This window comes from Agrobacterium leguminum, assembly GCF_015704895.1.
Taxonomy (GTDB): Bacteria; Pseudomonadota; Alphaproteobacteria; order Rhizobiales; family Rhizobiaceae; genus Agrobacterium; species Agrobacterium leguminum.
Window position 1 is genome coordinate 36,201 of sequence record NZ_JADQWB010000022.1, and the last position, 24,962, is coordinate 61,162.

Annotated in this window: 21 protein-coding genes and 3 pseudogenes; 10 read left to right on the forward strand and 14 right to left on the reverse strand. The window is 57.5% G+C overall.

The window, feature by feature from the left end; all coding sequences use genetic code 11:
* Window positions 1-236 precede the first annotated feature (236 nt).
* The 9 genes and pseudogenes from I3J13_RS22825 to I3J13_RS22865 all read right to left on the reverse strand — a co-directional run.
* Window positions 237-718, reverse strand: a pseudogene (locus tag I3J13_RS22825) (IS3 family transposase); the annotation flags it as partial.
* 257 nt (window positions 719-975) lie between these two features.
* Window positions 976-1,629, reverse strand: a complete 654-nt coding sequence (locus tag I3J13_RS22830; protein WP_196380329.1) for an SDR family NAD(P)-dependent oxidoreductase — start codon at window positions 1,627-1,629, stop codon at window positions 976-978.
* A 95-nt stretch (window positions 1,630-1,724) separates the two neighbouring features.
* On the reverse strand, window positions 1,725-2,474 hold the full coding sequence (locus tag I3J13_RS22835; protein ID WP_196380330.1) for a VOC family protein: 750 nt from the start codon (window positions 2,472-2,474) through the stop codon (window positions 1,725-1,727).
* 720 nt (window positions 2,475-3,194) lie between these two features.
* Window positions 3,195-4,025: an aldo/keto reductase gene (locus I3J13_RS22840; protein WP_196380355.1), complete on the reverse strand. Its 831-nt coding sequence runs from the start codon at window positions 4,023-4,025 to the stop codon at window positions 3,195-3,197.
* Between the two features lie 8 nt (window positions 4,026-4,033).
* Window positions 4,034-5,185, reverse strand: coding sequence for an oxidoreductase (locus I3J13_RS22845; protein WP_196380331.1), 1,152 nt, complete (start codon window positions 5,183-5,185; stop codon window positions 4,034-4,036).
* Between the two features lie 55 nt (window positions 5,186-5,240).
* Complete coding sequence (locus I3J13_RS22850; protein ID WP_196380332.1) at window positions 5,241-5,594, reverse strand: putative quinol monooxygenase; 354 nt, start codon at window positions 5,592-5,594, stop codon at window positions 5,241-5,243.
* Between the two features lie 99 nt (window positions 5,595-5,693).
* On the reverse strand, window positions 5,694-6,047 hold the full coding sequence (locus I3J13_RS22855; RefSeq protein ID WP_196380333.1) for a putative quinol monooxygenase: 354 nt from the start codon (window positions 6,045-6,047) through the stop codon (window positions 5,694-5,696).
* Window positions 6,048-6,150: 103 nt separating this feature from the next.
* Window positions 6,151-6,921, reverse strand: a complete 771-nt coding sequence (locus tag I3J13_RS22860) for an SDR family NAD(P)-dependent oxidoreductase (protein ID WP_236001109.1) — start codon at window positions 6,919-6,921, stop codon at window positions 6,151-6,153.
* 179 nt (window positions 6,922-7,100) lie between these two features.
* On the reverse strand, window positions 7,101-8,438 hold the full coding sequence (locus I3J13_RS22865) for an adenylate/guanylate cyclase domain-containing protein (RefSeq protein ID WP_196380335.1): 1,338 nt from the start codon (window positions 8,436-8,438) through the stop codon (window positions 7,101-7,103).
* Between the two features lie 290 nt (window positions 8,439-8,728).
* Here I3J13_RS22865 and I3J13_RS22870 point away from each other — a divergent pair, with 290 nt between their 5' ends.
* Window positions 8,729-9,613 carry a LysR family transcriptional regulator gene (locus tag I3J13_RS22870; protein ID WP_196380356.1) on the forward strand — a complete coding sequence of 295 codons (885 nt, stop codon included), beginning with the start codon at window positions 8,729-8,731 and terminating at the stop codon, window positions 9,611-9,613.
* Between the two features lie 150 nt (window positions 9,614-9,763).
* Here I3J13_RS22870 and I3J13_RS22875 read toward each other — a convergent pair.
* Window positions 9,764-10,762, reverse strand: a pseudogene (locus I3J13_RS22875) (IS30 family transposase).
* A gap of 344 nt (window positions 10,763-11,106) precedes the next feature.
* Here I3J13_RS22875 and I3J13_RS22880 point away from each other — a divergent pair.
* From I3J13_RS22880 to I3J13_RS22910, 7 genes are all read left to right on the forward strand, one after another.
* Window positions 11,107-11,568 (forward strand): putative quinol monooxygenase, encoded by a 462-nt coding sequence (locus I3J13_RS22880; RefSeq protein WP_196380336.1) that lies wholly within the window; start codon window positions 11,107-11,109, stop codon window positions 11,566-11,568.
* Window positions 11,569-11,663: 95 nt separating this feature from the next.
* The gene (locus I3J13_RS22885; RefSeq protein ID WP_196380337.1) at window positions 11,664-12,632 is read left to right on the forward strand and encodes an NHL repeat-containing protein; all 969 of its coding nucleotides are present in this window, start codon (window positions 11,664-11,666) and stop codon (window positions 12,630-12,632) included.
* Window positions 12,633-12,880: 248 nt separating this feature from the next.
* Window positions 12,881-13,870: a zinc-dependent alcohol dehydrogenase family protein gene (locus I3J13_RS22890; protein ID WP_196380338.1), complete on the forward strand. Its 990-nt coding sequence runs from the start codon at window positions 12,881-12,883 to the stop codon at window positions 13,868-13,870.
* Window positions 13,871-13,958: 88 nt separating this feature from the next.
* A complete protein-coding gene (locus I3J13_RS22895) occupies window positions 13,959-14,237 on the forward strand; it encodes a DUF1330 domain-containing protein (RefSeq protein ID WP_196380339.1) in 279 nt (92 codons plus the stop codon).
* A gap of 56 nt (window positions 14,238-14,293) precedes the next feature.
* Window positions 14,294-15,319: an NAD-dependent epimerase/dehydratase family protein gene (locus I3J13_RS22900; RefSeq protein ID WP_196380340.1), complete on the forward strand. Its 1,026-nt coding sequence runs from the start codon at window positions 14,294-14,296 to the stop codon at window positions 15,317-15,319.
* 160 nt (window positions 15,320-15,479) lie between these two features.
* A complete protein-coding gene (locus I3J13_RS22905; RefSeq protein WP_196380341.1) occupies window positions 15,480-15,797 on the forward strand; it encodes an EthD family reductase in 318 nt (105 codons plus the stop codon).
* A gap of 1,208 nt (window positions 15,798-17,005) precedes the next feature.
* Complete coding sequence (locus tag I3J13_RS22910) at window positions 17,006-17,965, forward strand: LysR family transcriptional regulator (protein ID WP_196380342.1); 960 nt, start codon at window positions 17,006-17,008, stop codon at window positions 17,963-17,965.
* Window positions 17,966-18,108: 143 nt separating this feature from the next.
* Here the strand turns inward: I3J13_RS22910 and I3J13_RS22915 are convergent, their stop codons facing one another.
* Window positions 18,109-19,359: a Zn-dependent hydrolase gene (locus I3J13_RS22915; protein ID WP_196380343.1), complete on the reverse strand. Its 1,251-nt coding sequence runs from the start codon at window positions 19,357-19,359 to the stop codon at window positions 18,109-18,111.
* A gap of 540 nt (window positions 19,360-19,899) precedes the next feature.
* On the opposite strand from I3J13_RS22915, the gene I3J13_RS22920 reads away from it, so the two are divergent.
* Both I3J13_RS22920 and I3J13_RS22925 read left to right on the forward strand, forming a co-directional pair.
* Window positions 19,900-21,216, forward strand: coding sequence for an MFS transporter (locus I3J13_RS22920; RefSeq protein ID WP_236001111.1), 1,317 nt, complete (start codon window positions 19,900-19,902; stop codon window positions 21,214-21,216).
* Between the two features lie 61 nt (window positions 21,217-21,277).
* The gene (locus tag I3J13_RS22925; RefSeq protein ID WP_196380345.1) at window positions 21,278-21,916 is read left to right on the forward strand and encodes an RraA family protein; all 639 of its coding nucleotides are present in this window, start codon (window positions 21,278-21,280) and stop codon (window positions 21,914-21,916) included.
* A gap of 87 nt (window positions 21,917-22,003) precedes the next feature.
* Here I3J13_RS22925 and I3J13_RS22930 read toward each other — a convergent pair whose 3' ends face one another.
* The 3 genes and pseudogenes from I3J13_RS22930 to I3J13_RS22940 all read right to left on the reverse strand — a co-directional run bounded on the left by I3J13_RS22930 (window position 22,004) and on the right by I3J13_RS22940 (window position 24,733).
* A complete protein-coding gene (locus I3J13_RS22930; protein WP_196380346.1) occupies window positions 22,004-22,399 on the reverse strand; it encodes a RidA family protein in 396 nt (131 codons plus the stop codon).
* 5 nt (window positions 22,400-22,404) lie between these two features.
* Window positions 22,405-23,375 (reverse strand): annotated as a pseudogene (gene lhpI, locus I3J13_RS22935) (bifunctional Delta(1)-pyrroline-2-carboxylate/Delta(1)-piperideine-2-carboxylate reductase).
* Window positions 23,376-23,707: 332 nt separating this feature from the next.
* Window positions 23,708-24,733 (reverse strand): IS110 family RNA-guided transposase, encoded by a 1,026-nt coding sequence (locus I3J13_RS22940; RefSeq protein WP_196380347.1) that lies wholly within the window; start codon window positions 24,731-24,733, stop codon window positions 23,708-23,710.
* Window positions 24,734-24,962: the final 229 nt, after the last annotated feature.

Here is a 24,962-nt window from a genome sequence, read left to right on the forward strand (position 1 = left end):
ATGGGCAAAATGATCGAACATATCTGGATCAGGAAAACCAGGTAGGGGCATAGAGTCATTCAGCTCGCTGAATAGATTTGGACCATCCGCTGATCACCATATCGGCCAGCGGCTTCCTAAGTGCCGCACTTGAAGGCCTGACAGAAGACCGCACTCGATCACACCCAATGGATCAGAAACTTCTTGCATTACGGGCGGCAACCACAGAAGCCCCGCGTTTCGTAGACACCCTCGGGTTAGATTTTCTGTTGCTTTTCGAAGTCGACGGGCGACAGCATCCCGTTCCTGACGTGCTTTCGTTTCGGGTTGTAGAACATTTCGATGTAGTCGAACACGTCCTGGCGAGCTTCATCGCGTGAGCGATAGACCCCGGTGGCGTATCCTCTCTCGCTTCAGAAGATTGAAGAAGCTTTCGGCCACTGCATTGTCGTGGCAGTTGCCCCGTCGGCTCATCGAGTGAACTAGATTGTGGTGCCTGAGGAACGATGCCCAGTCCATGCTGGTGAGCTGCGAACCTTGATCCGAGTGGATCAGCACCTTTTCTTTCGGCTTTCGCCTCCACACCGCCATGAGAAGAGCCTGCGTCCGTGGTCTGTCGGCTCTGCATCGCCCAGCCGATGACCCGGCGAGAATAAAGGTCGATGACCACCGCAAGATAAGCGAAGCCCTCGCAGGTTCGGATGTAGCTGATGTCCGTGACCCAGGCCTTGTCCGGAGAGCCCAATCCAATCTAGGCACATATCGTGTCGGACCGCCCCGATGTCCTCGATATTGCGTTAGAACCTGTTTGGAAGCCAATCACCCATTGCGGAGAGCCGTTATTCCATGCCCAAACAGGTCATTCGATGCTTTGACGAAGATGGCGCTGCTAACGGCCCGCGCAACTCCCATTATTGATAATCCGAACTGGACCGCACAAGAACCGACGCGAGGCGAATCGCATCGGTCTTTTATTGTTGCAACATCGACTTGTGATCAAACCGGGTAAGAAACTTCCGTTGTCCAATCCACCTTTTCTTGGCTATGCAGTCGCCAGAACTGTTCAGCGACGTCGTTGGCCTCCCGGGAGCCCGGCAAGATCAGCGCCTTGACGACCACGGAGCCGACGTGGATATTTTTCTTTTTGAGTTCCTCGAACACGCCTTGGATAAGCGCGCGTATGCCGGCCTTGCCAATACTGAGCGAGAGATAATCGGGTGCCGGTGACAGAGCATAACCTCCACCGGTCAAGAGTATCGTACCAGCGCCACGGTTCGACATCTTTGCGGAAGCAGCTTGCACGGCCACCAACGCACCGCCAATATTAATGGCGAGGTCGGTGTTGAACGTATCGAGCGGCTGATCGGACACGGTCGCCTGCCTCATAGACGCGGCGTTGTAATGAACGACGTCGATCGGGCCGATCTGCGTTTCAACGTCCTCGATCAACGAGGCAACCGCATCGGGGTTGGTCGCATCCACGGTCTTTACATCTACCTTATAGCCCTTGTCCCGAAGCTGTTGTGCCAGCGCCTCGGTTTTCGTGGCAGTACGGGCGCTAAGGACGATCTGGAATCCTTGGCTCGCGAAATGCTCGGCGGTGGCCAAACCAATCCCTGGCCCCGATCCGATACTGAGAAAAATGCTCATAGGTCTTCCTCTTCAATCAATCCGTTTACATTGTCTGTGGGGGGGGCGGGATTGCTGTTCGGGGCGCGGGTATGCCTCTGCGCCCCGAACCGGCATCACGCGATGATGTCGTGTGCGAACTCGATGATGTTGCCGCCGTTGTCCTTGACCAGGCCGAGGCGCTTGCCGATGGGGGGCAGATCGAACGGCTCGATGAAGACCTCGACACCCCGTTCCTTCAGGCCGGCGATTGTCTTGTCGACGTTTTCGACGGCGAGGCACAGATGGATAAAACCGCTGTGTGCGAGGTGATCGGCAAGATCCTTCTGGACGGGCAACGGCTGAGGGTTGGCATCACCAAGAACTTCGATCTTGAATGAGCCGAGGCGGAGATAGGCGCAACGCAGATCGGGATTGATCGCTGGCAGCGTCCACTCGACGTCGACCGTAAAGCCCAGCTTTTCGGTATAGAATGCCAAAGTACCTGCATAATCGGGTGTACGCAGCGCAATATGGTCCGCGTTGAGGATGCCCAATGCCTCGCGCGTGGCCTGAGTAGCCGGAGGTGGCGTTGCCTCATCAACCCGATTGCCCTTGATCAACCAGGTCGGACCTTCGACGTAGCTTGAAATCGCTTCGAAGAACTTTGCGAAATGCGGTCCGTTGGAATGAAGCTCGAACGCGGCAAGACTGTCATAGGCTTCGTTGAGATAAAAGCGGTTCGGGTTGGTTTCGTCTGCGATCAGCTCAAAGCGACGCGTTCCCGGCTCGGACGCGGCGGAGTTACGACCATCTTCGTGCGCTGCTGCGATGAAATCGTCGCGATGCTCCGGCTTCACGTCAAAATAAACGGCTACATTGTACATGCTATTCTCCTGTACGTTTTGAGCGTTTCCTTTCGGGCGGCCTGTCTAATTGACGGGCGTGCTCATACGTTAAGAGTGCCGAACCGATATGAATAGTCGATCAATTCTTATCAGTGTGATGAGCTGTAAATATCAATCGAGGTTTTCTCGGTAATGCTGGTCAAGGGCTACACCCATCGACTTTTAGATAAACCCGGAAAGTTGTATTATCGAACTGTCCGCACAATGCAGCCAAGTGGTTTCGATGTCCTTTGAAGCCGGCGCCTTCCTTCAAATCTGCAGGCATTTCTTTGTCTGGTTGGCGGTGCGCTGGGTGTTCAGTCCACAAGCAAGATGCAGTTAAGTTTCTTGACGCCGTGGCTACGTTCAAAGTCTAACGATAAGCTGAATATATAGTTGCTTCACCAATATATCAGCTATTTCCAGCAAGCCGGATCATTACTCCACTTAGTAACGTTTCTTAAAGAAAGCCGCTTGGCTCGGTGCGCTGACCGAATTCGAACGGAATGAGTGTTTTTAAAGTTGATAAAAGGCCTCGCGCTGTTAGATAATACGGAGGGTGCAGGAGGCTGGTTGCACGCGGCATCTTGGATGCCGTTTCGCAGTTATGATGACACCGTCATGACACAATGGATATCGAGCTTCGCACGGTTTGTCGGTGATTTGCTAGTGGTCGGATACTCGTGGCAACTGGCCGCCATCTTGCAGCTAAATGGCATCTCAGAAGTCTGCAATCTCGGGGTCCGGCCCAATACGCCCGTCGCCGGAGTTGAGCTTAGCAATCGCAGCCAGGTCGGTTTCATCGAGGCCGAAGCCGAAAACGTCGAAATTCTCGATGATGCGAGATGACGAGACAGATTTCGGAATCACAATCAACCCGTTGTCGATGTGCCAGCGGATGATGATTTGGGCCGGTGTGCGCCCATGCTTATCAGCGATCGACACGATGGTCGGGTCGGTCAGGAGCGTTCCTCGCCCGAGAGGGCTCCAGGACTGGGTCGCGATCCCGTGCTTGGCATTGAAATCCCGCAGCTTTCTCTGCTGAAAGCGCGGATGCAGCTCAATTTGATTGATCGCCGGAGTGACGCCCGTCTCCGAGATGATCTTGCTGAGATGCTCAGGAGCGAAATTGCACACGCCGATCGACCGAACACGCCCTTGCTCCTTCAATTGGATAAAGGCTTTCCAGGTATCAACATACAGGCCTCGACCTGGCGACGGCCAATGAATGAGATAAAGATCGACGTAGTCGAGGCCCAGGCGCGTCAAACTATCATCGAACGCGCGCAGCGTTGAATCATAACCCTGATCGTCATTCCAGAGCTTCGTAGCGACGAAAATATTTTCGCGCGCCACACCTGCGGCCCGGATGCCTTCACCGACTCCGGCCTCATTGTGATAGGCCGCAGCCGTGTCTACGTGCCGATAACCGGCACGTAGAGCCGCATCAACCGCCGAACTGGTAACATCGGGAGGCGTTTTCCAGACGCCCAGACCGAGTTGCGGGATCGTATTCCTGTCGTTCAAGCAGACCTGCGGTTGTGACACGATCAATCCTCCTAACGAGCTGAAGATGCGAGCGCCGCCGCCGCCATGTGCCTGATCTGGTTGGCGCGACCCTGTAACCACCAACCAACCTGCACAGGCCAGGATCGGTAAGGGTTCGCCGGGTCAGCAGCGCTCAGTTGTGCCTCGACATGCAGCGGAAAATTCGGGTCAACCAATGCCTCGCGCGCAATGGCGACGAGATCAGCATGACCGTTAGCGACCACCGCTTCGGCTTGATGCCCATCGACTATCAGGCCCACGGCCATGGTGGCGATCCCCGTCTCGGCACGGACGCGCGAAGCGTAGGGAATCTGGTATCCGTAGCTGGAAGGATAGTCATAGCGCGGCGCGATGCCGCCAGACGAGCAGTCCACCACATCGACACCCAGATCCTTTAGGCGCTGTGCGAAGACCACCGTATCATCGATGGACATGCCCTCACGCAGTCCATCTACCGCCGACACCCGCACGAAGAGCGGCTTATCGTCGGGCCAGGCTGCCCGCACGGCCTGAGCCACTTCAAGCGGGAAGCGCATGCGTCCCTCGAAGTCTCCTCCAAACTCGTCGGTGCGATTGTTGGTGACAGGCGACAGGAAGCTGTTGAGCAGAAAGCCGTGCGCGCAATGGATTTCGACGATGTCGAAACCTGCAGCGAGTGCTCGCCGCGCGGCAGCGACGAACGCTTCCTTGACCTCATCCATCGTTTCGCGCGTGAGCGCCGTCGGCTTCAACCAACCCTCCGCATAGGGCTTGTCGGAGGCCGAAACGACCGGCCAAGGATGCTCACCACGGTCGAACTGTTCCTGACCGAGTGGGCCATTGCCTTCCCACGGCCGCTGGCCGGCAGCTCTCGCTCCGGCGTGTCCGATCTGGATGCCCGCAACAGCACCCGACGCCTTCAGCGCGGTGGCGATGCGAGCGAGGCCCTCAATGTGGTCATCGGACCAGATACCCAGATCGCCATGGGTGATCCTGCCTTCAGGCACAACACCAGTGGCCTCGACCATGACCAGGCCAAAGCCGCCCATCGCGAAGCGTCCGAGATGAATAAGATGATAGTCGTTCGCATACCCATCCTTCGCCGAATATTGGCACATGGGAGCGACCGCGAGCCGATTGCGCAGCGTGATACCACGCAGCGTGACGGATTCGAATAATTTCACGGCTTTATCCTTCAACCTTCGAGAGAGCCGCGCCGCGCTGAGGCGGCGCGATCAATCACGCCTTCGCGGCGATGGGCGTCACCATTGCGCAGCGGCGCAGATCCATGTCGCCGTCGAGCACTTCGGGCAGCACCGCGAGGAAATCCTTCATGTACTGATACTCGAAATGGGCATCGAGGTCGGACGCCTGCTTCCAATTCTCGTAGAGCACCCAAACATCCGGGTCTTCATTCGAGCGGTGGAGGTCATAATTGACGTTGCCGGCTTCGGCGCGTGCCGGCTCGACCAGTGTTCCCAGCCGGCGACCCAACTCGTCGCCCATGCCCTTCTTGGCACGAATAAAGGCGATAAGGGTGAGTTGCTCGCCGTATGATGGTGTCGGCAAAGGCGCGACTGATTGTGCGGTCATATGCTAGTCTCCGATTATAATAATTGTCGCGCTGCGCAGCGCCGAAGGGTTGCCAACGCTTGGATCAACGGCAGCCGGCGAGCGCGTTCGTATCTGTTGTCACGCCGCAGAACGCGGCAGCGGATCAAGGTCCTGGACGAACCTCAGGCCACCTTCACTGAGCGGTTTGGCCAGGTTGCGTTCGAACATCGCAAACAGCTCGATCGTATAGGACTGCGCGAAGTGGAACTTCACCGCGTCTTCGTTGCGCCAGATCTCATAGAGCACGTAGCTGCGCTCGCTCCCGAGGATCTTGTGGACGTTGAAGGTGATGTTGCCGGGCTCAAGGCGTGAGTTGGTCACCGAACGGCGGAAGACCTGCTCGAATTCGGCTTCGGCGCCGGGCTTGACCTCGAAGTTGACGACGAGCGTTACCTCGCCATTCGCGCTGGGCTGCATAACGATATCGGACATTGCTCTTCTCCATAACGAGAGGTGATCAGGTTGACGTGCCGCCACTCAACCGCAGGCTCTACCAGGTAACAGAGCCTGCGGTTCAAGGCCGCGCGCGAAGCAATCAGGCGATCGAGTAACCGCCGTCGATCAGGAGGCCGTGGCCCGAGATGAACGAGGCCTCGTCCGATGCCAGGAAGGCGACGACGGTCGCCATCTCCTCCGGCGTGCCGGCGCGGCCGGGGACCGTGCTGGCGGCGAAGGCGTTCTTGGCTTCCGCGGTCGGCCAGATGCGGTCCTGGAACGGCGTGTCGATGATGCCGGGATTGATCGCGTTGACGCGAATGCCCTGCTTGAACAACTCGATCGCGGCGGTCTTGGTCAGACCGAGCACGGCATGCTTGCTGGCGATATAGAGGCCGGCATTGGCGAAGCCGATAACACCGCCCATCGAAGCGTTGTTGATGATCGCGCCGCTGCCCTGCGCCAGCATCGCCTTGGCCTGGTGCTTCATCGACCAGAATACGCCGCGCACGTTGGCGTTGAAGATCGTGTCATAGGTCTCGTTGGTCTGCTCGACAAAGGGCGAAAACGCGCCTTCGGTGCCGGCGTTGTTGAACGCGATATCGATGCGGCCATAGGTCGAGATCGTCTTTGCGATCAGGTCGATGACGCTCTGCTCGACGTTCACGTCAGCCACCACGGCGGTTGCTTCAAAGCCTTCGGCCTTGATTTCAGCCGCGAGGGCTTCGATCTCCGCGCCACGACGGGCGCTTGCAATGACCTTGGCGCCACGGCGGGCGAGTTCGATAGCGGTGGCACGGCCGATCCCTGAGCTGGCACCGGTAACGAGGGCGACCTTACCTTCGAGGGTTCTGAGCGGTTTGTTGCTCATCTTTATCTCCATCGGTTGAAAACTTTCCCGGTGCGGGCGCCAACTGATGCAGCCGTTGTGCCGGTGCTACTTATTTATAGCTTTGAAACAGATATGATAAGGCGATTAATTTTCATCTTAGTAGTGAATGAAATGCATCAATCGGAGTTAACCGGGATGGCCGAGCCGGGACCATCTGACTATTCTCCCGACTCGTGGTTTTTTTTGAAGCGCTCAACGTTGTCCAATCTGCCTCCTAGGACCAAAGAGTAGACCTCGAGGGCATTATCAAGGCCCCGCACATTAAACGACCCGATATGATCTAATTCATCCTGGCAGTTCACAATCTTAGCAAACTGACCCGAGAGTAAGATCGGTTTGTTAAGCTTCTTTGTCATTCCCTCCAACCGTGACGCCACGTTTACAGCCGGTCCAATAACAGTAAAATCTAATCTTTTCTTTGATCCGATGTTACCATAAGCAACCTCGCCGACATGAACACCTACGCCATGTCGAAGCGGTGGTCGCCGGCCGTCCGAATTTGTGGCATTGAGAGCCGCGATTGCTGCGTGCCCCTCCCGAACGGCTGCAAGCAGGTTCTGCGATGCGTTCGGATCGGAAAGCGGGAATATCGCAAGCAGGCCATCGCCGACGAATTTGAGTATCTCGCCTCCAAACCTTTCGATTGGCTCTGAAATGGCATCAAAATATTGGTTCAGCCGCTCGATGACATCGTCAAGCGGCCACCGGCTTGCAAACTCTGTAAAATCACGCAGATCGCAAATCGTCACTGCGGCATTCACGGTCTTCCCGCTACCTCGCCTCGTCGCTCCGGCAAGAATCTCTTGACCAGCACGTGGCCCCACATAGGTATCAAGGAGCGTTCGAGTGAGAATATTCTTCAGCCTGATTTCCGTTATCAGTGTGATCGCCGACAGTAGATACCGAAGGGTTTCGATGTGATCATCGAGAAACCCGCCCGAGCGATCCGTTGCGAAGGTCACGACATGGCGTTTACCGAGAGTATGATTGAGTGGCCAGGCAACATAGTCCGTAAGCCCCTCACGAGTTAGTTCCGTATATATCGGATACTGGGCCGCGGAATCGATGCCTACGTCGAGACGTTGTCGCACCATTGTTGCACCGCTGTATATATCGTAAGCTGGACTCTGCAGAAATTGTGGGGTCTCTTCGACGCCGTAACCAAATGTCGTTACCTTAACCCCACTTGAACCAGCCCGCCATAACAACCTCGCGCCAAGCCATTGTGGGTTGTGCGTTCTGAAATGTAAAGTTGCTCGCGCAACCGGAACCGCTGCCGCACGAAGCCTTTCGCACAGCTCAGCTAAAATGTTATCGATGAAGGGCTCATCCTGAGTACCCGACATCAGCCAGCACAACAAATCATCGGGCTGGTTCGACCGGAAACTGTCCTCGCGGCTATTTTGTCCTATTGGTGATGGGTGTGCATAAGTGTGCCCTTGTGTTGCACCGATTGAATATTGGGTTGTGACATCGCTGCCTTCATTAGGTGCCATCGTTCTTAGATTCCTACGCGCACAATATCGCGATCACAGCCTGCCATCAGTCCACACGCCATGACGGAAACGGCGCTGACTAAAGCCAGAAACTTCGGCCATGGCCACCATCTCCACCGTGCAAACCCGATCGAGAATGTGCTCCACCAGTCAAAAAAAACTTGCCGACGCAGTGCCAGCCGTCCCGCCTATGTCGATATCTCTTACTTACTTAGATATCTGAAAAAGATATGACTAGACGATGAATTATGATTGAAGTAATGAATAAGAATTATCAATTGGATTGCAGCATGCACGCTACGGAACTGGCAGAACTCTCAACATTTCTCGCTGTCGCGCGTTTCAAGAGCTTCAAGCAGGCCGCAGTCGAGCGCGGGGTTGCCGCTTCCGCCGTCAGCCATGCGATCCGCAGCTTGGAGGAACGGGTGGGTGTGCGTCTGTTTCACCGAACCACCCGAAGCGTCTCTCTTACGGAGGCGGGTGAGCGCTTCATGACCGAACTTCGTCCAGCATTTGGTCAGATCGAGCGGGCCCTCGATAGCTTGAATTCATTTCGTGGAACGCCGTTCGGGACAGTTCGGATCAATATGCCCAACTCGATTGCTCCTTACGTGCTGCACGATGTCATGGGGCCACTGGTCAAGCAGAATCCCGGCTTGCATCTGGATATCGTCGCGACAGACCGACTGATCGATATCGTCGACGAGGGCTTTGACGCTGGAATCCGTTTCGGCGAGCGCCTGATGCAGGACATGATTGCAGTACACATCAAACCGACATTACGATTCTCCGTCGTCGGAACTCCAGAATATTTCAGCGGACGCAGCATTCCGTTGAAGCCCGCCGATCTTCGGCAGCATTCCTGCATTCGATACCGTTTTCCGAGCGGCGCGATTTATAACTGGCAGTTTGAAAAGGATGGGGAAGCGATCGATATCGAGGTCAATGGCCCGGTCACTATCGACAGTCAGGAACTCATGGTGGAGGCAGCCCTACAAGGTTGCGGCCTGGCCTATGTTTGGCAGGAGCGCGTGACCGAGCATCTGAAAAGCGGCGCCCTGATCCGCTGCCTCGATGATTGGTGCGCCCCTGACGACAACCTGTTCCTCTATTATCCCAGCCGGCGTTATCTCTCGGCCGGCCTGCGTGCCGTGATCAACATGCTCAAGGCTTGAAGGGCATCACGACGCTACTCTTGGCCGCTTTTCTGCGTGGTGCTGGATCAAAGCGATCCTATCAATCGTCGCGAAAATCGCTGGCGTTGTTGTTGTCCTTTTTTGAGAATCTTCCTCAAGTGCATCATGCCGGTTTTGCAGGGTAGGGGATCAGGCCTCCTCCTGCAAATGGGCCTTGAAGGCTTCGCCCGGGGTTCTATAGTTCAGGCACTTTCTCGGCTGGTCGTTGAGAATGTGTGTGAGCTGGTTAAGCGTCGCCTGCGACATTTGACTGAGGTCTGTATCCGGCGGCAGGAAACGGCGGATGCGCTTGTTGGCGTTTTCCACCGCATCTTTTTGCCAGGGCGCACTCGGATCGCAGAACCAGCTTCGTGCGCCAATGCCATCTTCCAAAGCCCGGAATGCGGCAAACTCCCTACCGCGATCAAAGGTGAAGCTCTGACGCGCGAAGGCGGGCAGGGAAGATAATGCACGAAGATCTTGTCCATGATCGGACGCGAGTGCCGGCTCGGGTTCTTGATCAGAACGGTATAGCGGCTTTTGCGCTCAACGAGTGATGTGACATTGGCATGTCCAAACGGGCGCTCGAAGATGATGAGGTCGCCCTCCCAGTGCCCGAACTGCGATCTGTTTCCAATGAAATCAGGCCTTTGGCCGATACGATGGCTTTCTGGAAAAGCACCATTGCGCGGTTTTCTGGAGCGGAGAGGACGACGCTTGCGGCGCGCTTCCGGCAGATATTGATAGAGGCCGAGCGCATAATTTTCCTTGCTGTAAATGAACCGGTAGATGGTTTCGGCGGACGCGCGAACAGGCTTATTCCCTCCGACAGCAGACGCCCGGCGATCTGCTCGGGAGACCATCGAGCCTTGAGTTGACGGATGACGTCGGCTCGCAAATCCGGATGGCGTCGCAGCTTGCGCAAGCGTCTTCGTCGCTCGCGGGTCAGTTGATCAGCGATCGTCCCGAAGTAACCGGTGTACTGGGGAAGATCACGGTCATGGAAGGGTTGCGACGGATTTCGCGATAGATGGTTGAACGATGACGTCTCAGCCGCCGGGCCATCTCATTGATGGCGACTTTCTGATCAACGAGACGATGAAGACGAAGACGATCGGCGAGGGTCAATTGCTGATAACATCCGGACATGCCAAAATCTCCAAGTTGAAGCCATTGAAATCATTGGCATGCCGCACTTGGAATTAGAATGTACCCCTTGTTGCCTCCGACAACTCACCATACCTCGCTTTCGCTGCAGCGAGGCCTGTGGCTTTTGGAGGTTGCGTGCCTTCTCCGGTGATTGATCGCCATAGGCAAAGTCAATTAGTATTTATCATTCATCACTCTAATAAGAATTAATCGGCTAATCGCATCTGTTCCAAAGCGATAAACAACTTCCACGTCCGCTGAACAATTGATGAGCCGAATTGGCGCCCTTCAAGCAGGCGGATTGACAATCGCATGTTCAACTCGTTTCCGCTTGGAGAGAAGCCATGAATATCCTCAAGAAGATTGCGCTCAGCACCGCACTGGCAGCCGGCGCGTTCCTGTCCTCGCAGGCCGCCAATGCTCAGGTAGCCCTGCAACCCAGCCCGAATGGCGAGGTAACGCTCGTCGTCAACTTCGAGGTCAAGCCCGGCGCCGAAGCCGAATTCGAGCAGGTCTTCCGTCGCTCGGTGACCTGCTCGCGCCTTGAGCCTGGCAACGTCACCTTCAACGTTCACAAGATCTTCGGGAGCGAGCGCAGCTACGTGCTCTACGAGATCTGGCGCAACGAAGACGCGGTGAAGTTCCACTTCGCGCAGCCCTATACCGTCGCGCTGTTCTCAATGTTCGACCGCAACCTGACCAAGCCCCTCAGCGAGGGTGGACTGAGGTTCGTCCAGGACCTCGACCCGCTGCCGCGTTCCGCGCCGGCGACCACCAATCCCGCTTCGCTCGCCGAGTGCCGCTGATCTCAGCGCCGAAGTCCTCCGGCGGTGACGGGCTCAAAAAATTGGAGCGCGTCACCGCCAGCATCACACTGTAGCTATCTTTTGGAGGGGTCGAAATGATCCGGAAACTATCGGCCAACCTTGCGGCCGCATTCACCATCATGCTGGGCACCAGCGCTCTCGCGCAGACGCCACCAGCGCCAGGCGCGATCCTGGAACTTCCTGCGCGCTTCCATCCCGGCAGCGGCGTCGCCGCCCCTGATGGGCGCATTTTCGTTGCGAGCATCACCACTGGCCGGATCATGGTCTTCGCACCCGGCAGCTCGACGCCTACCGACTTCATCGATCCCGCTGCGGTCGGAATGGACTCGGCTATGGGGATCGAGGTCGATACAGCGCGGAATCGGCTGTGGGCGTGTTCCGCTAACCTAGGCGTTGACCGGACGCCCGGTGATCATCCGACCGCACTTCTTGGGCTCAACCTGCAATCCGGAGCGCTCGAGCAGACGCTTCCGCTCCCCGGTGGCGGGCTGTGCAACGATCTGGTCGTCACACGCTCCGGTGCATTGGTCGTCACCGACAGCTTTTCGCCGCGGTTGCTGGTCCTGCGTCCGGGAGCCAGCGCTCTTGAAGACCTGATCCGGGACCCTCTGCTCACTCCCCCGACCGGCGGGTTCGGCACGGATGGCATCATCGAACTGGATGACGGCTCGCTCCTGGTCTCAAAGAACAGCGCCGGTGAACTCGTGAGGATCAACGATCCCCTCGGCTCCACGCCGACGATTACTCCGCTCCGGACCTCGCGCGCCCTGGCCAATGCCGATGGGATCATGCGCGGTCTCAATGGGCAGATCTACCTGGCCGAACCCGATTTTACGGGCAGGAACGGTCGCATCGATCGGATTTCGCTGACGGAATCGGAGGCAGTTATCGAAACTGTGGTAGAGCAGCTTGCTACGCCGTTAGGCATCGTGGTCACTCCGACCGGTTTCTGGACGATCGAAGGCCGTATGGGTCCGGTCCTTTTTCCCGATCGCAAGAACGAAGACCCCGGTCGGATGACCCTAGTTTTTCATGCTGAGTAACATGAATTTGTTCGCGCAACCGACGCAGGCCTTGGCAAACCTCGGGTGAGGCAAAAGTTGAGCGTGAAATTAAAGAATACTTGAGCAATAAGGCGTGGCGCCAATCTACGGGACTTGGGCGTCCCTCGGACTCTAGTTGGCGCCGCTCCTGCGAATTATGGCTCGTTTAGCGCGAGTGATCTCGGTTTCCACGACAAATTGGGCGGACATGCACTCCCAATCGGAATACTGCCACGAAAGGAATGATCATGGCCCGAATTGTACGTTTTCACGAATATGGCGAGGCTGACGTCCTCAAGATCGAGGAGGTAGAATTTCCGGCACCTGCAGCCGACGAGATTCAGATCGCCGTTCGCGCTATCGGCTTGAATCGTGCTGAGGTCATGTTTCGCCGCAACGCCTATCTTCAGGAGGCGGTGTTCCCCAGCGGCCTCGGCTACGAGGCTTCCGGTGTCGTCAGCGCAGTCGGCGCGGATGTAAAAGGCTTCCAAGCGGGTGATGTCGTAAGCGTCATCCCTACGCTGGATATGGCCCGTTGGGGCACCTACGGCGAGTTGGCCAATATTCCCGCCCGCCATGTCGTGAAGCACCCGGCCAATATCTCCTTCGAGGAGGCCGCAGCCTCCTGGATGCAGTACATTACTGCCTGGGGTGCGCTCATCGAGCAGGCAAAGCTCGCCTCAAATGACTTCGTGATCGTCACCGCAGCGTCCAGCAGCGTCGGCGTGGCGGCGTTCCAGGTCGCGCGGACGGTCGGTGCAACGATCATCGCAACGACCCGCAGCAGCACGAAGCGCCAGGCGCTCCTCGATGCCGGTGCGCACCATGTGATCGCGACGGAAGAGGAAAATCTGGTGGCTCGCATCAGCGAGATCACCAACGGCGCCGGCGCCCGTGTGGCCTTCGACGCTATCGGGGGGCCAGAAGTCGCACAACTCGCCGAATGCCTGGCCGTGGGCGGCATTTTGATCGAATATGGTGCGCTGAGCCCTGATGGAGGGGCATTCCCTCAATTTGCCGTCCTCGGGAAAAGCCTGACGATCAAGGGCTATCTGTATACCGAGATCCTCACGGATGATGTGCTCCTCGATAAAGCCAAGACCTTCATTTCGGATGGTCTCGCCAAAGGGACGCTGAAACCTCTCATCTCTCAGACTTTCCCGTTCGATCAGATTCAGGAAGCCACCCGCTTTCTCGAATCCAACGCGCAAATCGGAAAGGTCGTCGTGACGCTTTGAACTCTCTGCGCTGCCATCGTGCCGCGCTGCGGGCTTCGATCCGCGCTCGATACGATGGCCCCGTCAACAGTGATTGAAAGGAAGAAAAATGGCTGCGTTTGTTGTTGTTGAGATGGAAGTGAAGGATGCGGCCGCAAAGGATCGCTATTCGAAAGCTGCCGCTCCGGTCATCAAAGAATTCGGTGGCGAGTTCGTCGCCGCCGGGGGCTGGACTCAGCTTGCTGGCGAAGTCGGCCTGAAGAACGGCGCGATCATCCGCTTTGAGGACCGGGAGCAGGCGCTCGCCTGGTACAACTCTGCGGCCTATCAGGCGGCCATTGAAGATCGCGACGCGGGCATGACCTGCCGATTCCACCTGATCGGATAGCCCTCCAAGGCCACTTTCAGGCCGTTTGTGGTTACCTATCAAAAACTGGATTCCCCATGCGCGAAATCTCAAGCAAGCCAGTCATCTTCATCACCGGCGCGACCGGCTATATCGGCGGTTCGTTCATCGAACTCATGATCTCGCGTGGGTATCTGCAGGATTTCACGATCTCCGCGTTGGTCCGCCGTGAGCGCGACGCGGAGATGATGCGAGAGATCGGGGTGGAACCTGTCGTTGGAAGCCTGGACGATAGCAACCTGCTGCGACGCGAATCCGCACGTGCAAGCATCGTCTTCAACACGGCCAACTGCGATCATCAGCCGAGCGCGCGAGCGATCGTTCAGGGCCTTTCCGAATATGCGAAGGCAACAGGCACGCGCCCGATCCTCATCCACACGTCCGGTGCAGGCGTACTCTCCACCAATTCAAAAGGAACGGGCGTTTCACTGGAGGAAGACACCGGCGCCGTCCTCTGGGATGACGCCGATGCCGCGGCTCATGCCGCCATTCCGGCCCACGCTCCGCATCGTATCGTGGACCTTGAGGTCTTCGCAGCCGCCAGGTCGGGTCTGATCAAGACATATCTTGTGGTGCCGCCAACCGTGTTTGGGCGTGGCGTTGGCCCATTTGCAGAAAATCGTATGTCCATTCAGCTTCCGCGGCTTGTCTATCAGTCGCTGGTAAACCGGCGCGCCCTGTATGTCGGCCCCGGAAAAGCGCAATGGACTAACGTTCACGTCGCCGATTTGGCCGAACTCTACCTCCTCATCCTCGACGCCGCTCTTAAGGGAGCGGCGCCGGAGGGGCTCGAGGGCCTTTATTACCCGGCGACAGAATATTTCACCTGGTCTGATGTGTCCGATCGGATCGGCCAAGTCCTCTATCAGAAGGGGCTTATTGAAAGCTCCGTCGCGGCAACTGGCCTGCAACCAGGCTGGTTTTGGGGCAGCAATGTTCGGACGAAATGCACCAACGGCCAGAAGCTTGGCTGGAAACCAATCAGCGGCGGCACGGCGGAAATGCTGGCGGACATCGAATGGGACGCCGAACTGATAATCAGAATGCTGGCTTCGAAAGACTAGCGGACGAAGCTGGCAAAGGAAGCGGGTTGTCATCCGCCAAAACCTCAGAAATTAGAGCGGAGATGTAAGTGCAGTGCAGAGACGAGAGGTTTTAATTTCGGCAGCAATGCTGTCGGCGGTCGGAAATGCTAGAGCACAAGCGCAAGACAAGGAGATCGGTATGATCAAGACAACTCTCTTCTATCCCCGTCACGAGGGCGCTCGCTTCGATTTCGACTACTATCAAAACAAACACCTTCCCATGGTGAGAGCGCGGTTAGGCTCGGCACTGAAACACATCAGTATCGACAAGGGCGTCACCGGTGGCGCTCCGAACGCTCCCGCACCATTCGTTGTTCTCGCGCACATGCGCTTCGACAGCCTGGATGAGTTTCAGCAAGCAATGGCTCCCCATGTGGAGTTTATCATGAACGACGTTCCGAATTTTACGGACATCGTGCCAATTCCAATGATCAGCACCTCCATCCTCAACGAATAATTTCATCCTCGGTAAGACGGCATTCGTTGTGCTGCGGTCGTGCGCCCCTTACCTAAACATCGGCACATGTCACGCATTCTCCGAGTGCCATGCCTTAAGAAAGGCCTGACTTTAGGTGGGGAGAGCCGCGAGGACTGAAGCCGATCGATATTGACACTGTTCCAATACTGTATGAGGTTATCGCACGTTAGTGAGTTCCCTCGCAGCCTTTATGCGCCGAAGTACAGTCATTCGTGTCTTGTTCATGGATAGTCATCTATTGGATGGCGTTTGTTCTCCGTTCGAAAGAGTGTTGTCTTTTGCGACGGGACCTAAGGCCATCAACTCCATGGTGACAACTCTCACCGTGCAGTTAACGGCGGGACGGGGCTGATATCCGCACGATCGAGGGTAGGGATGGTTGGGGTGATTGCCCTTCACGGATTTCGGTGCCTGTGCCGAGCCGCCACGGGATCCGACCGGAGAGAGTGAGAATGGCCCGCGCTGGCGCGAGAAAAACGGGGTACTATGTTACCTTGATCTGGGCCTCTTTGACATGAAGAGCGGCAACTATATCGTGCTTGAGGCATTTCGGAGGGTGTACGAGCAGTTCTCTCGCATCTGCCGATTTGCTTGCAGTTCACCTCTTGAGGAGTCCGACAGCGCAGCCAATCTAACGCGTGAGCGGAGAAATATATGGTGGTGCCGGATACCTCCCTGCCGAACGGTAACATCGTTTTGGACGGCTTCCGGCCCGGGCCAGCGGGTCTGAACCCAGGGAAAAGCAGTCCCTCGCTGTTGCAGAATGAAGAGGCGCTCCGGCTCTTTGCGCGGAGGCCAAAATTGTTCTGGCGATCGAGAGGCTAGGGTCAGATGGGGTATTCGCTGACGGCGACAAACATGAACGCCGACGGAGGTTTAGCGTGCCGCTGAAAGCTTATGTCGAGGCTATTTATACTACGAGATCGCGGGAGGGGTTTGAAAAAGCCAAGAGCAGCATCCCAGGGGGCTGGCAGTGCAAATTCTCCCCGGCTGTACGACTAGATGGCTATCCAGACCGCGCGTCCGCGCAGCACCAACGACGCCACCCATGACATGAAGCATGCCAGTTCATATCGCCAAGCTCAAGGCGGTCGCTCTGTACTTGTTGGCGCAGTCAAGATGGTTGCCAAGTTTTGTTTTGATGAATTATATCAGACATATTTAATGCTTTCTGAGAGAATAGACGATTGTCTTACAAGGCACCTCGCATCCAGCATCTAAACTGGAACCTCCTGAGGACATTTCTCGTCATCGTTGAGGAAGGCAGCATCACGCGTGCGGCCAACCGGCTTTTCGTGCGCCAGCCCTCCGTGACGGCCGCGTTGCAGAAGCTCGAGGAGACACTGGGTTGCCAATTGATCCAACGCGACAGCCGCCGTTTCGTTCTTACAGTACAGGGCGAAATGCTCCGTCAGGAATGCGCAGAAATCTTCCTGCGCGTCGAGCGCATCGGCGAAAAACTGTCGACAGAGGCGGACGACCTGACGGGTCAGGTGCGTGTCCTCATCGTCACCAATCTCGTGCTGCCGCAGCTCGATCAGGCGCTGCGCCAATTGCGGCGGCGTCATCCATCCGTCACCATCCGTATCGATGTCGCCAATACGCAGGATATCGTTCGCGCTATCGGCCAGAAACAGGCCCCATTCGGCATTTGCCTGCTGCCGAAACCGCTTGCCGGAATGGACTGCAAGTTCCTGCTCAGGGAAACATTCGGCATTTATTGCGGTGCTTCCCATCCCTTTTACGGCCGTGGCGACATCACCATGGAGGAATTGCGGCAGGAATCCTTCGTGGCCTTCACCTGCAGCCAGGAAGGCGGCGCGCTGGAACCGATGATCGCCCTTCGCGACGGTGTGGGGCTCGGCAAGTGGACCGTCGGCTCCAGCCCGCATATGGAAGAAGTCCGGCGAATGATCATCGCCGGCATCGGCGTGGGCATTCTGCCGCTGGATGCGGCGCGCGGCCTTGAGGAAGACGAGCTTTGGCAGATCCCGCTGCTTCAGGATTCGCTCGGAGCCGACGCCTATTTCCTCCGCAACCCCGATATGGACCTCGGCGGCGCCGAGCGGGCATTCCTGACTATTTTTGAAAACGAGCTTTTCGATGCGCAGGCGGCGGCGGCCCTTGTGGAAACGGGGAGCGAATAGGAAAACGGCGAAAAGTGGTCGCACTTTTCGCCGTTCCCTCTAAATCTAGCAAAAGCGGACCCCGGCACTACCAGCCGGGAATACGCTAAAACAGAGTGTTGGAGCCTTTTCGCGCTTCGCAGAAAAGCGGAAGCGCTCCAACATCAGTCGGCGCGGTTCGCGCGCTCCAGAACGGCCTGAACCAGCACGTTAACACCGGGTTCGATGTCGGCAATCGTGACGTTTTCCGCTTCGTTATGGGAAAGACCGCCCTCGCACGGCGTGAAGATCATCGCCGTCGGCAGATATTCGGCGACATGCATGGCGTCGTGCCCGGCCTCGGTAAGGAGGTCCATCGAGGAATAACCGAAAGCACCGGTGGCATTGCGGATGAGTTCGATGCAGCCGGCGTCGAAGTGCATGCCGCCATAAGCCCAGCCTTCCTTGACGACGATCCTGCAGCGCGACCGCTCCTCCAGCTCGGGAAGTCTTGCCTTGAAGGCCTCGAACATGGTGCTGACAACGGCATCGTCGGGGTGGCGCATGTCGCAGGTCATTTCCACGAAATTCGGCAGCGCACCGAGGAGATTGGGTTCCGCCCTGATGCGCATCGTCGTGGATTTGCCGCCGGTTTCGTGATTGGCCCAGCCGATCTCATTGATCGCCAGCGTCACCTCAGCGGCACCCACTAGCGCATTCTTGCGCGCCGGCATCGGCGTCGGGCCGACATGGCCAGTCTCGCCGTGCACTTCCACCACGAAACCGCGCACGCCGAAAGCGCCGGTGACGATGCCGAGTTGCTTGGCCGCTGCCTCCAATCGTGGCCCCTGTTCGATATGCAGCTCGAACAGACTGTCGAAAACCTCCGCCGAAATCGCGTCTTTACCCTTGAAGCCGATGCGCTCCAACTCGCCGCCAAGCGTAAAGCCATCGCGATCCCTGCGGGAATAGGCGAATTCCGCCGCCTTGGCGCCGGTAAAAACCGCCGAGCCGATCATCGGCGGCTCGAAACGCGCGCCCTCCTCATTGGTCCAGTTCACAAGGGTGATCGGCCGGCGTGTGGCAATCGAATGGTCGTTCAGCGTACGCACGAGTTCCAGCCCGGCCAGCACGCCAAGAATACCGTCGAAGCGGCCGCCATGAACCTGCGTGTCGAGATGGCTGCCGACCAGCACCGGCTTGGCATCCGCATCGGTTCCTGCCCGTTCGGCGAAGATATTGCCGACGGCGTCGATCCTGACGGTCAGGCCCGCCTCCTCGCACCAGTGAATGAACTGGTGCCGCATCGCCGCATCCTCGTCGGACAACGCCAGCCGCTTCAGGCCGCCCTTTTCGGTCGCGCCGATTTCGGCGGAACGCATCAGCGTCGCCCACAGGCGTGACATGTCCGGCCAGATATTGCTCAATCTCTTCATTTCGGTCCCCTGTTATGGTCTCGCGGCAGCAATGCCCCGGGCGTAGCCGGCAGCCTGCAGACGACCTCTTTTCAGTCCGTGGAATGACAAAGGGGATAAGACCAAACCGGAAAATTCAAAAATAGATAGATTCGATACTTAGAATAAGAGTAGCGGTTTTTTCCGGCCGAAAAAGAAATTTCAGCCGGTCAAAAGACAGGCAGGGACTGCACAGCCGACCGGCAAAGAAAAACAGCGCCTGCGATATTGCCATGATTTCATTATCTATTTTAAAATTCGCATTCAGCATCGACATCTCGGAATATGCCCATGATTTGGTCTATAGCGCCGCCCTATGGAAGAAATCTGCATTATCTATTTGTCGGGAGCCTCCTGCTTTCCCATCATTGCGAAAAACAGGGGAACATCGCAGCGTATCAAACTGACGGAGAAAGCCAGAAACGGTTTCTCTGCAAGGGATGCCCATAGGCATCATGCCCTAATCCGGTTCCGCTTCGTCGTTCCCCGTTTTCCTTCACAGCAACATAAAGGGGAATGTTCATGCAAGGGGAAACCGCACTCGTGGGCTCCGTCGAAAAACAGCCGGTTGGCGTTCGGCGGATCGCCGTGGCAAGCGTCATCGGTACCACCGTCGAATGGTACGATCTTTTCGTCTTCGCCACCGCTTCGGCACTGGTCTTTAACAAGGTCTTCTTTCCAAGCTTCGACGCAATCGTCGGCACGCTTCTGGCCTTCGGCACCTTCGCCTCGGCTTATCTCGCCCGCATCGTCGGGGCAGCGCTTTTCGGCCATTTCGGTGACAGGATCGGCCGCAAGTCGATGCTGCTCGTCTCGCTGGTCATGATGGGTGTGGCAACCTTCGCCATCGGCCTTCTGCCGAATTACGAACAGATCGGCGTCTGGGCGCCCATTCTGCTTCTGGCGCTGCGCGTCGTGCAGGGGCTGGCGCTCGGCGGCGAATGGGGCGGTGCGGTGCTGATGGCGGTCGAGCACGCGCCGCAGAACAGGCGCGGCCTTTACGGTTCGTGGGTGCAGATCGGCGTTCCGGCCGACACTCTCATCGCAAATCTCGCTTTCCTCACCATCGGTTTCCTCATGTCGCCCGAGGATCTCATTTCCTGGGGCTGGCGCATTCCGTTCCTCGTCAGCATTCTTCTGGTCGGCGTGGGTGCCTATATCCGCCTCAATACCGCCGAAACGCCCTCCTTCGCCAAGGTGAAGACGGAAGAGGCCACCGTTCGCATGCCGTTTATCGAACTGCTCTCCAAATCCTGGAAAACGGTCCTTCTCGGCGGTATCGCCACCATGTCCACCGGATCGTCCTTCAACCTCATCGTCGCCTTCGGCCTCAGCTACGGCACCCAGGCGCTCAACATCGCCCGTAACGAAATGCTGATAATCGTGCTGATTTCCTGCACGGCGTGTATTTTCCTTCTGCCGCTTTTCGGCCTGCTGTCCGATAAGATCGGTCGCCGGCCAGTCATCCTCGGCGGCATTCTGGCCGAAGCGCTCGTCGCCTTCCCGATGTTCTGGCTGATGGATACCGCCACTTTCGCCGGCGCCCTCATCGGTTACCTGCTGATGATGACGGCCTTTGCGGCCAATTATGGCCCGATCGCCACCTTCCTCGCCGAACTCTTCGGCACGAAGGTCCGCTATTCCGGCCTGTCGATCGCCTACATGCTGTCGGGCGTCCTGGGCAGCGCGCTCACCCCCGTCATCACCACCTGGCTTCTTTCCGCCACTGGCAGCGGTGCATCCGTCGCCTGGTACATGATCGGATCCGCCCTGCTCTCGGCCGTCGCATTGCTGGCGCTGACCGAAACCGTGAAACGCGATCTGGCCAAGACCAACTGATTCCGTCGACATATCGCAAGACGTCGGCCCCGTGCAGGCGTCTTTTCTTTTGGAGAGATGCATGGAAAATCCCGACAAAATCAACGAGGCGCTCGAACTGCTCATGAGCGTCGAGACGGCGACGATCGGCCATTTCAGATCGGACGGTTTCATGGAGCCGGCGGTGCAATGTGTCATCGACGGCATCCGTGTGGCCGGGCGCGCGCTGACGGTCAGCCTGCCGGGAGACGATGGAACGGCGCTTCTTTATGCCCTTTCCCGCGCCATGCCCGGAGACATCCTTGTCATCGAGCGACTGAGCGACGACCGGCATGCCTGCTGGGGCGCGGTGATGACCGCTGCGGCACTTGCCTGCGGTGTCGTCGCCGTCATCCTCGACGGTTACGTGACCGATATAGGCGCGATTCGCAGCGCCGACCTGCCGATCTGGTGTCGCGGCCGCTCGCCAGTGACGACAAAACCGGGTGGCGGGGGCGATGTCGCGAAGCCAGTCGTCTGCGGTGGTGTGAAGGTTAACAACGGCGATGTCGTTCTGGCCGATGAAAACGGTGTCTGCATCCTGCCGCCCGAGGAAGCACTGGCAGCGGCACGGCAGGCTCTCGCCATTCAGGAAAAGGAACCCGGCATCATTGCAAGGCTCGAAAAAGGCGAAGATATCGTGGCGGTTTATGGACTTTCACCGCTGGAGCATTCCAGGTAAAGCCGGCATGCAATCTCGCGCCCCGGGAAATGCATATGGGCGCGTCAGCCGATCCGGCCGACGCGCCCTGTTTCATGCTGACTGCCCTCAGAGGACAGCGAGGCACTCGATTTCGATATCGAAAGGCAAGGACCAGGGTTTGATGGTTGCCGAGGTGCGCGCCGGGAACCCGGCTGCGAAATATTCGCGGTATATGTCGTTCACTGTGCCCATCAGCGCTGCATCGGTGACATAAATGGTGGTCTTGATCACATCTTCGAAGGTGGCGCCCGCTGCGGCCAGTGTCACCCGCAGGGCTTCCAGCGAGGCCCGGGTCTGCGCGGCGATATCACCCTTGACGATGTCGCCCGTTTCAAGATCGACGGGCGGCATGCCGCAGGTGGCGATGATGTTGCCGGAGCGGACAAGGGCCGAGGTCGGCGAACCGAGCCGGCGGATCGCCTCTGAAACCACCGGCACTTCCACGATTTGGCGTTTGGCCATATTTCTCACCTTTCTGCGTTCGAAGCCGCGGCTTCATAAACCATGGTTGCGGCGGCAAGATCGGCAAGCGCCGTCCCCACAGCCTTATAGAGCGTGATCTCCGTATCCGAACCGCGCGCGAAACGGTTTGCCTTGCAAAGTTCGGCAAGAGTCGACTTGACGCTCTCCTGCGAAAACAGACCGGCTTTGATCGGCTGAACGAGATCGCCCGCCTCATGCAACGCCTCTTCCGTGTCGATAAACACGCAACCCGGCGTATGGCCTCGTCATCAGCCTCCCGCATGCCGGGCGTGAAGCCGCCGATGAGATCGACATGTGTCCCCGGACGCAGCCATTCGCCCCTGATGAGGGGCGTGGTGGCCAGCGTCGCGGCGCTGACAATGTCGGCCTCAAAGACCGCCTTTTCCAGATCGTCGACGACGGAAGCCGCAAGCCCCGACGCTTCGATCGTCTGCGCCAACCGCTCGGCATTGCCGCGATCGATATCCCAGACGGCCACATGATCAAGTGGCCTGACTTCCCGATAGGCATCGGGGATGAGGCTCGCGACACGATCCGCACCCAGCACCAGAAGCCGCCTGGCATCCTCGCGCGCCAGGTAATCCGCCGCAAGCGCGGAGGCCGCAACTGTCCGCCGGCCAATGAAGTTGCCGTCCAGCGTGACAAGCTGGATACCGGTCTGGGCGTTGTAAAGCATGTAGGTCGAGGCAAGTCTCGGCAGATTTCTAACGGCATTTCCGGGAAAGACGGTCACAATCTTGATCCCAAGATAGCGGGACGGCCGTTTTGCGCCGTGTTAGGCGGGCATCAGGAGCAATGTGGCCGCGGCCTCGTCCGGCACCTCGATCGTGTGATGGTGCCGGACGGGCATCTCGCAACCTTCGGCGAAGGCGGCGCGAAGAGCCTTGATCAGCCCATCGAATGGCAGAAGATCGACTGTTTCCTGTGAATTTAGACTATATGCGCCTCCCTTCAGCTTTCTGGCGGAGGTCAAAATGGCGCAAGTCAGTGCGTATTATAACGTCGTTTTTCTCTATTCGAATTATAGTTTAAAAGCTTGATTGAATAGATGGAGTTGTCTAATCGCAACTGGGGCGTCAATAGCAATCTTTTGTCAGCAGCGCTGCCGGGTGCATGGTTGTCTTCGCGGTCAACATCGGTCGCCGCATGATGGAGCTTCGCAGCACGAGCCTTCAATGTGGTTGACGCATTCAGCTGAGACAGCGATGCAACTCCATCAACGGAATGGCTCGGCTCACGTCCCGGCAGGGACGCTTCTTGCGCTCGGTTGTTGAGCGCTATCAGATACTATGCCGCCACGCCCGCAGTCGGATTGAAGAACTCTCCGGTTTTCAGCATGGTGTGCATGATGACAGCCAGCTTTCGCGCGACAGCCACGGCAGCTCTTTTGAAGCCGATCCTCTCTCGCAGCTGAAGCCCCCATGTCCGCAACGAACTCTGTTTGGAACTGCGCGTGAGAATGACCGAGGCCGCTTCGTATAGGAGCCCACGCAAATGTCGGTCTCCGCGCAGGGATATATGCCCGTCATAATCGACTTCGCCGGACTGATAGCGGCGCGTGGTGAGGCCGATCCAGGCACCGACAGATCGAGACTTCCGGAAGTTTTCTGGCTCTTCAATGGCAGTTGCAAAAGATGTTGCAGTGATTGCTCCCACGCCGGGGATGGACATCAGGATGCGGCAGGCCGGGCTACTACGGGCATCGGCGACCAGTTGGCGCCCCAAGTCCGCCGCGCGAGCACGGAGACCTTTCCAGGTATCGAGAAGCGGTAGCACGACATGAGCGAGATCATCCTGGCTGCAAAGAAGATTTCGAACGTTCTTCTCGAATACGCTTCCTTTGCCTGCTGGAACTACCAGGCCGAACGTTTTCATGATGCCGCGGATCTGATTGGAAAGTTCGACGGTCATATGGACCAACCGAGTGCGGGCAGCGATAAGCGTGCGCGCTAACATGCTTTCGAACCCCTTCACGCGGACCTCGCGAAAGAATCCCACGTCCGCGAGATGGGCCAGCCCATCGGCGTCGTTCGCGTCCGTTTTGTTCGTCGCCATGTCGAGCGCCGCTTTAGCGTGTCGCGCATCAATGCAGATGACAGGCAGGGCCTCGGCTCGAAGCGCATGATAGAACCACACCGAGAGCGGTCCTGTTTCAAACACCACGCGTTTCACTGTGGGTGCCCGCTTGCGGATAAGTTCGGAAATGACGCGAGGATCTGATATGCATTTCCCGCGCCAAACACGCACACCATCTCGGCGGATGGCAACCGCCGTCTCTTTCATTGACACGTCGAGGCCGATATACTCTTCCATGGCTGTTCTCCTTTGATGCTGAGCCCGGCGTCCAGTCGAGAGCCCGTACTTCATCTTATCGGGGAACAGCCACCTTCCAAATCATGTTCGAATCCGAAGGGGTATGGTTCCCGCGATTACCCCATGTGGTTGCCGCTCTACCCACCCGACGCATCCTGCTGGATGATGATCGAGTTAAATCCAATGGGTGGAGGATGGCGGCATGACATACAATACAATGATCGGGGTC